We start from the raw sequence: 11435 nt of genomic DNA, 5'->3' as shown, positions 1-11435 counted from the left end.
GCTCCTTGCCTGATTGGAGAACATCGAAAGTAAAACAGAACACGTATTTCTTTTTATTAAGAGAATTGGAGAGGCTTGAGCGTGCAAGGGCCATGCTTTCGGTCAAGCCTTCTGGACAGGTAAAAACATTTATGGCTTTTCGGTGCGAAGTTGTGCAGAAAAGACGTGTGGCGGCAGGCCGAAACGTAGCAGCCGCACCACTTGATCGGTCATCTCATCTGGCTCAGGAACCTCATTTTCAAACCACCACATCACGCTTTGAATCACAAGCCCTGTAATCAGATGTGCCAGCAATGACAGGTCAAATCCCTGCACCGCTTGTCGCCGATGAATGTCTTCAAGCGTTGTCAGAATGAGTTGCGATAACAGATTCTTCGCAGTATAGATGCTGGATATGGCTTCTTCACCTGTCAGCACAATCCGGAACAGGGCACGTCGTTCATACGCGAGCTGTAATATGACTCGAATAAGAGCATCCAGTGTAGGTCCTTTCGGGTCCTGACGAAGAGCGTCCGTGGCGTGCTGCATCACTTCGCTGAATCCTTCTCGGAGCACGGTGGTGAAGGCCTCATCTTTATCGCGAAAATAGAGATAAAAGGTACCTACCGCGACACCCGCTTTTTCAGCGATTTCAGCAATGCTCGCATCATGATAGCCGCATAACGCGAAGACTTCTTGCGCCGCTGCCAGTATTTCAGCACGTGTCCGTGCTCTGCGCCGACTGTACCGGCGTTTTCCAGAAACTGAATCTTCATTCATAAACTGAATTATAATTCATTTTTGCAAAAAGTCAAGAGTATCTTTTCAAGAGGCGCGAGGGACAGGCAGAAATTCAGAGAAGCAGTTTTATTTTCCCTCTTGTATCAGCACATCTCAATGAGAAGTCAGCAAGCATACAAATGTCTGAAAACGCACGACATGCCCTCCTATACCACACCTTCCGACACTCTCTGCCTGATCGCCCCCTTGTCAACAACCTATTTTTGTGGTATAAACGATTTAGCAACTGTTAAATCGTTTAAGCGTTTCATCGAGGGAGCAAGGTCATGAATAGTCCATTGGAAGACCAGCCCAATCAGCCAAAACGCAAGGCTCGCGCCTCCCGGCAAGCAGAACAATGCCAGGTCCACGGTGCAAATCAAGAGCGCGTGGAGCGAGGGCGGCAACTGCTGATTGAAGAACAAACCGCCTTCGAGGTTGCGGAAATTTTTCGGGCTCTGGGCGATTCAAGCCGCGTCAAAATTGTATACAGCTTGCTTAAACAGGAGCTCTGCACCTGCGACCTTGCAGCGATCACCGGAAGTTCCGAATCCTCTGTTTCACAGCATTTGCGTATTTTACGTCAACTCCGGCTGGTAAAGAGCCGCAGACAGGGAAAACAGGTCTTTTATAGCCTGGACGACGCCCATATTCGGACCTTGCTGTTGGTCTGTCTCAATCACGTACGCGATGATAACGGCCAGCAGCACGAAGGACTGGGGAAAGTACTGGCATTATTTGAGCAGGAGACGCCTGCTCGTTAAAAGTTCAGCAGCCGTAAGGATACTCCTTTCGTAGAATGGGGAAATAGTATGGCAATTCAAACAACTGAGCTTGACCTTGCCTCTCTAGGAGCCGATTCCTGCAAAGACTGTGTGCAATCTCTCCTTCTGGAGATGACAGGAGTCAAGAAAGTCACATTGAAAGATTGTGGCTGCCATCTGAACATAGCGTATGATGCGCAGCGCTCCACGCCAACCCAACTGCAAACGCTGCTTCTCGCCGCACAGCAAAAACTTATCCCGGCCATTCGGCATGAGAAGCTTCAGTTGACTGGCGTTGATTGTGCCGAGTGCAGCCGTACGCTTGAACGAGGAATTCAGAATTTGCCCGGCGTCCTCCATGCTCAAGTCAACTTTGCGAACGCGCAGGCGCTTATTGCCTATAATCGAGAACGCTGTACACCCGCCCAGATTACGCGCTGCGTGCGTGAGCTAGGCTTCGGCATTCAGGGAGAGCAAGCAAGTCATCAGCATATCGGCTGCGCCTGTGGCGAAGAACACACCCATGAAGAGCATGCCATCCAGTCCACTCCCTCACGCCTGCTGGCTCTCTGGCAGCGTGTACAGCTCTGGTTCCCAACAGCCGCCGCCGCCAGTTTCTGGGTCATCGGTTTTCTGCTCCCCTACCTCAATGCGCCCACGCTGGCAAGCACGATTTGTTTCATTCTAGCAATCATTATTGGTGGATATCGTGTTGCCCGTAGCGGCTATTTTGCCCTGGTTCGCAGCAGGACACTGGATATCAACATTCTGATGACGATCGCTGTTATCGGAGCCGGCATCATCGGGCAGTGGGAAGAAGGGGCTGCGGTTGTGATTCTCTTCTCTCTGGGCGAGATGCTGGAAGAAAGCTCAATGAACCGCGTGCGCAAGTCGCTACATGCATTGATGGACCTTGCTCCACGAGAAGCAACCCTGAGAACGTCAGCGGGAGAACGTCGTGTCCCGGTAGAACAGCTACAGCCCGGAGATACGATTCTTATTCGCCCGGGAGAACGCATTCCAGCCGACGGCCTGGTGAGTGCGGGCATGACCCTGGTCAATCAGGCTCCCATTACCGGCGAAAGCATCCCGGTTGAGAAGCTGACCGGTGATGAAGTCTATGCGGGCACGATTAACCAGCATGGCTCGCTCGAAGTACAGGTGACGAAATACGCGCAAGATTCGACACTGGCGAAGATCATCACGCTGGTGCAAGAGGCGCAGGGCTCGCGAGCACCCATTCAGCGCTTTATTGATCGCTTTGCCCACTACTATACGCCCGCTATCGCTATCTTTGCTGTGCTCCTGGCCGTCATTCCGCCAGTGGTGCTACAGGAACCCTTTGTTACCTGGCTCTATCGTGCGCTGGTGCTGCTGGTAATCGCCTGTCCTTGCGCACTGGTCATCTCAACGCCAGTCGCAATCGTGTCGGCTGTCAGCCGCGCCTCTCGCGCTGGAATCCTGATCAAAGGTGGTGCTTTCCTTGAGATCTTGAGTAGCCTGAAAGCTATTGCCTTTGATAAAACGGGTACCATCACACAAGGCCGTCCGGCAGTCACCGATGTCGAACCGCTTAGCAACCTTTCAGAGGAGCAACTGTTACAACTGGCCGCCGCTGTTGAGATACATTCAGAGCATCCGCTTGCCAGCGCCATACTGGAAGAGGCAAAGGCTCGTGAGCTCAACTGGAACGAGCCAGAAGCGTTTCAGGCGCTCCCTGGTCAGGGTGCACAGGCACTGGTTGAACAGCAAACCATTCTGGTTGGCAAACCTGCGCTCTTTGCGCCCCTCGAACCAACCATTGAGCAACGTGTGATCGCGCTGGAGGAAGCCGGTAAAACGGTGCTGATTGTTGGTGTAGAAAAGCAGCCGGCTGGCCTGATCGCCGTTGCTGACCAGCTTCGCCCGGAGGCCGCCGAAGCACTGCAAGATCTGTATCAATCCGGAATTGCGGCGACCACAATGTTAACGGGAGATAACGAGCGCACTGCCCGGGCCGTCGCGCGTGCTGTTGGTGTGACCGATGTCGCGGCAAATCTCTTACCAGAGCAGAAGCTGAAGGCTATCGTGCAACTGAACGAGCGCTATCAGCGGGTCGCAATGGTTGGGGATGGTATCAACGATGCCCCGGCGCTGGCGAAAGCATCGGTCGGGATAGCAATGGGGGCAACAGGAAGTGATACGGCTTTAGAGGCCGCAGATGTGGCTCTGATGACCGATGACCTGCGCAAGCTGCCATTTCTGCTGCGACTCAGTCGGGCGACGATGCGAACCATTCGCGTCAACATTACCTTCTCGCTGGTCATTAAAGCCGTCTTCTTGCTGCTGACCATTGCCGGTATTGCCAATCTCTGGCTTGCCATTCTGGCAGATACAGGGGCCGCACTTCTGGTAATCGCGCATAGTCTACTTCTGCTTCGGTCCCGCTCTTGAAGGAAGAAAACAAAGGGCCCTGGCACAAAAGACAGGGCCCTCTTTGTAGTCTACAAGGAGAGCTCGGTAAGAATAGCCTGCTTCAACATCTGATAAACGTCGGTCTGTCCTCGTTCCGCGAAAAAGAGCAACGCCACCAGCGAGATATAGCAATGATAACACTGTATCCGCTCCTCAAGAGTTGGAATGGGAGTCTTGCAGAATTGCGAGTAATCCTTGAAGGCCTGAAAGAAACTCCCGCCAAAATCCCAGAATGAGCCCCATGAGACATCAAACAGGTAGTCACCATAGGAGGCACTCCCCCAATCAAGCACAGCGCTGATTTCGCCGCCCTCGGTCAGCACATTATCAAAGCTATAGTCTCCATGAATCAGATAGCGTTCCTGAGGACAGAAGGTGCTGAGCGCTCTCATATTCTCATAGAGCCGGGTACATAGCCCACGATCCAGGCAAGTGGTACGATATGCCCGCTCCATTCGTTCGGCCTGCTCCCCTTGATTCACCGAGAGCAAATAGTCCGTCCAGCTCGCAAACATCCCGTTCCCCTCACGATCCAGGGGACCATAGCCACGACTCTCACTGACATCACAATGATGAATACGGTCCAACATCTCGATCATGCGCGGAAGCAGTTGTGTCACTTCAGCCTCAGGCAACTCCATTAGCATCTGGCCGGGCATCCTTCGCGAAATGGCATAGGCAAAGTCCCCCCGCTCCTCAAGCGCGATCACCTCCGGTACAGGAATCCCCGTGTGTGCATAACGCCGATAGATCCAGGCATCGCGCTGAAAAAAGATCGCCTGCTCGTTCACACGCAGGATATAGTCCGGACCGCCCTTCGTTGACACGATAAACGCCTTCGAGACCTGCCCCGATCGCACTGGTTGAATGGCCTCTATTTCCTCCGAAAGCCACTTTCCTGCAAGGGCTGCCAGTTCTTCAGGTGCAAACTCGCTCTTCATCAAACAACGCGCTCCTCTCGCTTATATTGTCCTATCTCTTGCACCCCACTCTACCACAGGCAAGCAACACCTTCAAAACCCTGCTATAATTATATTGAAAAATGTGTATATTCAGACAGGCAAAAACCACGGCCTCTTGACGAATGCAATTAGGGTGTGCTAATATCCGACTAAAATAGTAAGGTTTTAGCGCCCCGAAGTGAGCACGCAAAAGCCTTACTCGAAGAAAGCAAAAGCCCAGGAGCTTGACAGTGATAGAGAGAAGATTTTGCGCTCAGATTTCACGAGAAGCGGCTGAACCCTTTATCGGCACCGCCGTTCATATCGATGCGTGGTTGTTGCTTGAATACACAGGGCCCTGGAATTATTATGCGGTTGAAGACAGCGCCCTCCCGGAATCGGTCAAGGGGTGGATTGCCTCGCTTAAAGAGGCCTACCCGCGCTTTCGCACCCAATTTATCAGGCAGAACACCCGAATTCAGAAAACCATTACCTGCTTCTTTGTCATCGCACAAGAAGGCAGGCAAGCAGTCTACAAGTTCCAGCTCGGAAGCTATGAAGATCTGCTCTCCATTAATTTCTCGGCAATTCTTTCCGGTCACGCATCATATGACTCCTATCTCTCACAAGATCCTATTTTTCTTGTCTGCACCCACGGTAAGCATGACCACTGCTGCGCCAAGTTCGGAATGCCAATCTATAACGAACTGACACGACTGGTTGGCGCTCAGGCGTGGCAAACCTCACATGTGGGCGGAGACAAATTCGCAGCCAATCTCGTCTGTTTCCCACACGGGCTCTACTATGCACGTGTCACCATCAGTGAGCTTCCGCACATTGTCGCGGCCTATCGCAATGGTGAGGTCTATATCCCAAAGCTGCGGGGGCGCTCCTGCTACAGTCCTATCGCACAGGCGGCGGATTGCTTCTTGCGAGCCCAAACGAGGTCCACGGCGCTGAATGCTTTCAAGCTGGTAGATATTCAGGAGGTAGAAACGGATACCTATACCGTGACCTTCTCCTCTCATACAGACCACAGCATTCATATGCTCACCCTGTCCGTTGAGCTCAAGAATGTTGCCTGCTTCTCTACCTGCAAAGGAATGCACCAGAACCGCATCACCTATACACGGCTTCAGAAGCATGATGTGCTTCTGCCAACCATGCATTCACCATCACGGCTCGCATTACACTTTGCTTAGGAGTTTCTATATATTATGTTGAGGCATCTATCCGCCACAGCAGGACATCGTTTTCCGAACTGGCGGTTTCATAGTCTGGCGCTCTTATTTTGTCTCTTCTCTCTTCTTATTTCAGCCTGTGGAGGGCAATCCGCCAATACCAACGCCTCCAACACCGATACCGGTGACCGGGTCATCAAACATGCAATGGGTGAAACCAAAGTGCCAGCCCATCCCAAACGGGTCGTAGTGCTGGACACAGGTGAGCTTGACAACGCCATTGCACTGGGTATTACGCCTGTTGGTGCGGTCTCCGCATTCCCGGATGGAAAACTATTGACCTACTGGGGTGACAAGACCAAAGCTATCACGCTTGTTGGGACGATCGCACAGCCAAATCTGGAAAAGATCATGTCTCTCTCTCCTGATCTGATCCTGAGCAGCAAAGTTCGCCACGAGAAGATCTATAAAGAGCTCTCCGAGATTGCGCCTACCGTCTTCACTGAAACCGTCGGCGCACCCTGGAAAGAGAACTTCAAGCTCCAGGCTGAGGCACTGAACAAGATAGACGAATACAATCGCCTGATGAATGCATACAATCAGCGCCTGACCGAGTTCAAGCAGAAGATGGGAGCCAAACTATCCAGCACCCATGTTTCAATGGTGCGCGTTCTCTCTGATCGGGTCCGTATTTATCAAAATAAATCCTTTGTCGGTACCCTGCTCAAAGATGCTGGTCTGCCACGCCCTGCGGCTCAGGATAAAGACGACTTCTTTATTGAGGACAGCAGCTATGAGCGCATCAAAGACATGGATGGTGATGTGATCTTCCTGATGAACTATGGAAACAGCGAGGATCGGCTTGAGGAGTTGACACATCAGGCACAATGGAAACAGCTCCAGGCAGTCAAAAGCGGGCGCGTCTATCGTGTCTCCGACGACATCTGGGCTCTCGGGCTTGGCATTGGTGCGGCAGACAAGGTCATAGACGACCTGTTCACCTATCTAGCAAAGTAGTTTCTATGGCTTATAGTAAAGGCTTAACAACAATCCAGAATGGACCATTTCGTAAGCAGCCGCTCCCGGGTTTACTCCTGGGAGTATTGCTGCTTGCACTCGCTGCCTTCACCAGCCTCGCTATCGGTTCCGCGAACATCGATCTTTCGACCGTTCTGCACGCGCTCTTCGCCTTTAGCGGAACCCCGGATCAGTACACTATTCGAGATATCCGTGTTCCCAGAACGTTAATTGCGATCTGTGTCGGGGCAAGCCTGGCAGTAGCTGGTGCATTAATGCAGGCAGTCACACGCAACCCACTGGCCTCACCAGGCACAATGGGAGTCAATGCCGGGGCCTCGTTCCTGGTTGTAGCCGTTGCCTTCTTTATGGGTGGAACCTCGCTTCAGATTTATTCGGGGTTCTCACTGCTCGGCGCGGCGGGAGCCGGACTGCTGGTCTATTTCCTGAGCTCACTTGGACGCAAGGGAATGACACCCATCAAGCTTGTCGTTGCCGGCGCTACCATTTCGACGCTCTTTTCATCGCTTTCACAGGGTTTCCTGACTATTCGTGAAAGCGCATTAGACGAGGTCCGTTTCTGGCTGGCGGGCGCGGTTGCCGGACGCAACATGTCCCTCTTCCTGCAAGCGCTTCCCTATATGGCAGTGGGTCTACTTATCTCTCTCATCATCAGCAAGCAAGTAACCATTCTCAGTCTGGGTGACGACGTTGCCCGTGGCCTGGGGATACGGGTTGGCGCGATCAAACTGGTCGCCGCTGCAACAATCGTCCTGCTTGCAGGTGGTGCGGTCTCCATTGCCGGGCCAATCGGCTTTGTCGGCCTGGTGATTCCGCATATTGTCCGGGCACTGGTAGGCACTGAGTATCGCTGGATCATTCCCTATAGCATGATATATGGCGCGTTATTGCTGCTGCTCTCGGATATCGTCGCTCGCATTATTTTCCATCCTGGAGAAGCCCCGGTTGGCGCAATTACAGCACTGGTCGGTGCCCCCGTCCTGATCTGGCTGGTCAGACAGCAAAACGCCAGAAAGGGGAAAGAGAATGCGTGATTGGTTCGTCTTCCGCTCAAAAGCGCTTCCCCTGTCGTTTCGCGTCAAAAGAAACGTGCCACTGGTGTTGCTGATCCTGCTGGTACTGATCCTGGCCGTCTCGGTTATCTCTATCAGTGTCGGTGAATTTCAGATCTCGATACCGGATGTGCTTGCGACCCTTTTTGGCGCAGGAGATAAACGGTTCACCTTTATCATCATGCGGCTCCGGCTTCCACGAGCCCTGATTGCGATTTTTGTGGGCATGGCAATCGCCGCCTCGGGCGCTATTTTACAGGGCTTAACCCGCAACCCGCTGGCCTCTCCTGATATCATTGGTATCAGTCACGGAGCCAGTTTAGCCGCCGTCGGCCTCATTATTTTTGCAAGCTGGATCTCGATTACCTTCGTTCCCGTGGCTGCCTTTCTCGGGGCGGGTGTGGCAGCACTGCTTGTTTACCTGTTGGCCTGGCGCAAAGGCAGCTCGCCTATTCGTCTTATTCTCGTGGGTATCGGCCTTTCCGCAATCGCCTCAGCGCTGGTCCAGATCATGATTTCCACCTCGGAGATCTTTCGGGTCAATCAGGCACTGGTCTGGCTGGTAGGAAGCATCTACGGGCGCAGTTGGGGTGAGTTCTGGGCATTGGTACCCTGGCTGGTAATCTTTCTACCGCTGGCCTTTTTCCTGGCGCGTCATCTTGATGCTCTGCATCTGGGTGATGATCTGGCCCGCGGACTTGGAAGCAATATCGAACGCTTACGCCTGATTCTGTTAATCACCGCAGTAGCGCTGGCTGGAAGCTCGGTCGCAACTGCCGGGACCATCGCCTTCGTTGGCTTAATGGCCCCCCATATCGCGCGGTTGCTGGTTGGTCCCTCACATAACGGCCTGCTTCCGACAGCCTCTCTGCTCGGAGCTTTGATTGTCGCACTCGCCGACCTCCTGGGACGCGTGTTATTCGCTCCTATCGAGGTTCCTTGCGGTGTTATTACAGCCGCGATCGGCGCACCTTACTTTATCTGGTTATTACTCAGGAGCCGCAATCTATAGGAGGTTTTTCTTGATGAGCGCACTGCAAGCAAAGGATATCACCGTTGCCTTTGACAAAGTTCGAGTACTTGAAGATTTAAATGTAGAGATCCCAACAGGAAAAATTACCGCGCTGGTCGGAGGAAATGGCAGCGGCAAAACAACACTTTTACGAGTACTCTCACGCCTGTTGAAGCCAACCGGGGGCACAGCCTATCTTGATGGAAACGCAATCGCTCATCTCCCTCCCCGAGAGATTGCACGGCGTCTGGGCATTCTGCCACAATCGCCTGTTGCTCCCGAGGGCATGACGGTTCGCGAGCTTGTAGCCCAGGGGCGTTACCCCTATCAGACGTGGTATCGGCAGTGGTCAGAGGAAGATGAGGAGATGGTACAGAAGGCTCTGGAAACCACCCATCTGACCGAACTGGCTGAACGCCAGGTAGAGCATCTCTCGGGCGGCCAGCGCCAACGGGTCTGGATCGCGATGGCGCTGGCACAAAACACGCCGATTCTGCTGCTTGATGAACCGACAACCTATCTGGATCTCGCGCACCAGGTCGAAATTCTGGATCTGCTGGACGAGCTGAACGCCAGAGAGGGACGCACCATCGTCATGGTTCTTCACGACTTGAACCAGGCTTGCCGCTATGCTCATCACATCGTGGTGCTTCAGAAAGGAACAATTGTCGCTTCAGGCGATCCCTGTGAAGTGATAACAGAAGAACTGGTACGCGGAGCCTTTGGCATTGAGTGTCGTCTGATTGCCGATCCTCTGACCGGCACCCCGCTCTGTGTCCCATCCATGCGACGCACGAACTGCGATAACTGTGTCATGCGGACGATCCCCCCAAAGGTCAGCGTCTCCTGAAGATCGAAAGATCCATAAATCAGGATATCTAAAATAGAGAAAAGAATAAATGCCTCTTTGTCAGGCGCTCCCACAACGGGAGCCAGTACAAAGAGGCATCTTTTTCTTCTGGATGGTCGTTCTCCGCCGATATATTATTCGACCTTGATCCGAGGATCAACAACCGAGTACAGCAGGTCCGAGATCAGGTTACCGACCACAGCACAGGAAGCAAAGAGCAGGGTTGCTGCAACAATCACCGGATAGTCGCGGTTATTGATCGCGTTCAGACCAATGCTACCAATGCCAGGGATGTTGAAGATCTGCTCGATGAAGAAGGAACCTGTAATCAGGAAGCCAACAGAAACGCCGATCAGCGTTACCAGAGGAATCAAAGCGTTGCGGAACGCGTGACGATAAATAACAACTCGCTCCGACATTCCTTTCGCACGTGCCGTACGGACATAGTCCTGTCTGAGCACTTCCAGCATAGTGCTACGGGCATAGCGTACAAAGCCAGCAAAGCTCAAAGCCGCGTATACGACAATCGGCACAATTTTATACTGCAAGTCTTCCCATCCATACTGCCAGGGTTGACCCCAGTTCGCGACAGGCCAGGGGAAACCGGCTTTATTCAGCCAGACAATGAAGACCTGAGCAAATACTGCGAGGATGAAAGATGGCAGCGCCCACGTTAACAGTGAAAGACCAACCACCAGCGTATCTATCCAGGTGTTTGCTTTCAGCGCTGCAAGAATTCCCAGAGGAAGCCCGACACAAATCGTAAGCAGGAAGCCCCAGAAGCCCAGTTCGGCAGAAGCAGGGATACCCTGAACAATCATTTCAGATACCGGGCGCCCGATCTCCTGATATGAGAGACCGAAATCCAGCTTCAACACACCGCCCATATATTCAACATACTGCTGGAGGATTGGCTTATCCAGCCCATACTGGTGTCTGAGCTGCTGATAGACCTGTGGATCCTGGTGCTGACCCATCATGTTCCTGATAGGATCACCCGGGGCAAGTCTCCCCATCATAAATGTGATGAAAGAGATACAGAGAACGACAAATAGGAAACCTATCAGGCGTTTAATAAGAAATTGGACCATCCCTATCTCCTTGTGATAGTTATCAGCTTTTTGTTAACTCGGCTGACAGTGCTCTATTGTATATACGCATGCAAGCTCAAGATTCTCTCAAGAGAGACGCCCGAGGGTGCGCGCCTTTCGCCAAGAAAAACATGCTGCCACACGTCAGCCCTGATTGTGACTCTTCGCTGATGTTTGATTATCTTTTACCTACCATTCATGGAATACAGGCTTTTCGCTCTTTCCATGATGATAGTGCGATAATCTTTCTATTAGGATAGGCACCTCTTCAAATGAGGTTGATATAGAAGAGC

The 11435-nt window shown here is 52.5% G+C and carries 10 protein-coding genes; 7 read left to right on the top strand and 3 right to left on the bottom strand.

Annotation, left to right across the window (positions count from 1 at the left end):
- Positions 1-129: 129 nt before the first annotated feature.
- Positions 130-759 (bottom strand): TetR/AcrR family transcriptional regulator, encoded by a 630-nt coding sequence (locus KTH_RS31375; protein ID WP_497622814.1) that lies wholly within the window; start codon positions 757-759, stop codon positions 130-132.
- Positions 760-1046: 287 nt separating this feature from the next.
- On the opposite strand from KTH_RS31375, the gene KTH_RS31370 reads away from it, so the two are divergent.
- Both KTH_RS31370 and KTH_RS31365 read left to right on the top strand, forming a co-directional pair.
- Positions 1047-1523, top strand: coding sequence for an ArsR/SmtB family transcription factor (locus KTH_RS31370; RefSeq protein WP_111321456.1), 477 nt, complete (start codon positions 1047-1049; stop codon positions 1521-1523).
- Positions 1524-1571: 48 nt separating this feature from the next.
- A complete protein-coding gene (locus tag KTH_RS31365) occupies positions 1572-3956 on the top strand; it encodes a heavy metal translocating P-type ATPase (protein WP_497622812.1) in 2385 nt (794 codons plus the stop codon).
- A gap of 50 nt (positions 3957-4006) precedes the next feature.
- Here KTH_RS31365 and KTH_RS31360 read toward each other — a convergent pair whose 3' ends face one another.
- Positions 4007-4918: a phosphotransferase family protein gene (locus KTH_RS31360; protein WP_497622810.1), complete on the bottom strand. Its 912-nt coding sequence runs from the start codon at positions 4916-4918 to the stop codon at positions 4007-4009.
- Between the two features lie 251 nt (positions 4919-5169).
- Here KTH_RS31360 and KTH_RS31355 point away from each other — a divergent pair, with 251 nt between their 5' ends.
- Genes KTH_RS31355 through KTH_RS31335 form a run of 5 tightly spaced genes read left to right on the top strand, consistent with a single transcriptional unit; the run spans position 5170 to position 10051 of the window.
- A complete protein-coding gene (locus tag KTH_RS31355; protein WP_497622808.1) occupies positions 5170-6120 on the top strand; it encodes a ferredoxin family protein in 951 nt (316 codons plus the stop codon).
- Positions 6121-6135: 15 nt separating this feature from the next.
- The gene (locus tag KTH_RS31350; protein WP_497622806.1) at positions 6136-7116 is read left to right on the top strand and encodes an ABC transporter substrate-binding protein; all 981 of its coding nucleotides are present in this window, start codon (positions 6136-6138) and stop codon (positions 7114-7116) included.
- 5 nt (positions 7117-7121) lie between these two features.
- Positions 7122-8171 (top strand): FecCD family ABC transporter permease, encoded by a 1050-nt coding sequence (locus KTH_RS31345; RefSeq protein ID WP_111321465.1) that lies wholly within the window; start codon positions 7122-7124, stop codon positions 8169-8171.
- On the top strand, positions 8164-9201 hold the full coding sequence (locus KTH_RS31340; RefSeq protein WP_497622804.1) for a FecCD family ABC transporter permease: 1038 nt from the start codon (positions 8164-8166) through the stop codon (positions 9199-9201). Before KTH_RS31345 ends, KTH_RS31340 begins: the two co-directional genes overlap by 8 nt.
- 13 nt (positions 9202-9214) lie before the next feature.
- Positions 9215-10051: an ABC transporter ATP-binding protein gene (locus tag KTH_RS31335; protein WP_111321468.1), complete on the top strand. Its 837-nt coding sequence runs from the start codon at positions 9215-9217 to the stop codon at positions 10049-10051.
- 134 nt (positions 10052-10185) lie between these two features.
- Here KTH_RS31335 and KTH_RS31330 read toward each other — a convergent pair whose 3' ends face one another.
- The gene (locus KTH_RS31330) at positions 10186-11142 is read right to left on the bottom strand and encodes an ABC transporter permease (protein ID WP_111321469.1); all 957 of its coding nucleotides are present in this window, start codon (positions 11140-11142) and stop codon (positions 10186-10188) included.
- Positions 11143-11435 lie beyond the last annotated feature (293 nt).

The organism is Thermosporothrix sp. COM3 (genome assembly GCF_059696735.1).
This window is presented reverse-complemented; position numbering and strand designations above follow the sequence as displayed.

Excerpts from the sequence above, each read along its gene's own strand:
- KTH_RS31360 (WP_497622810.1), bottom strand. The coding sequence starts at position 4,918 with ATGAAGAGCGAGTTTGCACCTGAAGAACTGGCAGCCCTTGCAGGAAAG.
- KTH_RS31330 (WP_111321469.1), bottom strand. The coding sequence starts at position 11,142 with ATGGTCCAATTTCTTATTAAACGCCTGATAGGTTTCCTATTTGTCGTT.
- KTH_RS31340 (WP_497622804.1), top strand. The coding sequence starts at position 8,164 with ATGCGTGATTGGTTCGTCTTCCGCTCAAAAGCGCTTCCCCTGTCGTTT.
- KTH_RS31370 (WP_111321456.1), top strand. The coding sequence starts at position 1,047 with ATGAATAGTCCATTGGAAGACCAGCCCAATCAGCCAAAACGCAAGGCT.
- KTH_RS31335 (WP_111321468.1), top strand. The coding sequence starts at position 9,215 with ATGAGCGCACTGCAAGCAAAGGATATCACCGTTGCCTTTGACAAAGTT.
- KTH_RS31350 (WP_497622806.1), top strand. The coding sequence starts at position 6,136 with ATGTTGAGGCATCTATCCGCCACAGCAGGACATCGTTTTCCGAACTGG.
- KTH_RS31365 (WP_497622812.1), top strand. The coding sequence starts at position 1,572 with ATGGCAATTCAAACAACTGAGCTTGACCTTGCCTCTCTAGGAGCCGAT.
- KTH_RS31375 (WP_497622814.1), bottom strand. The coding sequence starts at position 759 with ATGAATGAAGATTCAGTTTCTGGAAAACGCCGGTACAGTCGGCGCAGA.
- KTH_RS31345 (WP_111321465.1), top strand. The coding sequence starts at position 7,122 with ATGGCTTATAGTAAAGGCTTAACAACAATCCAGAATGGACCATTTCGT.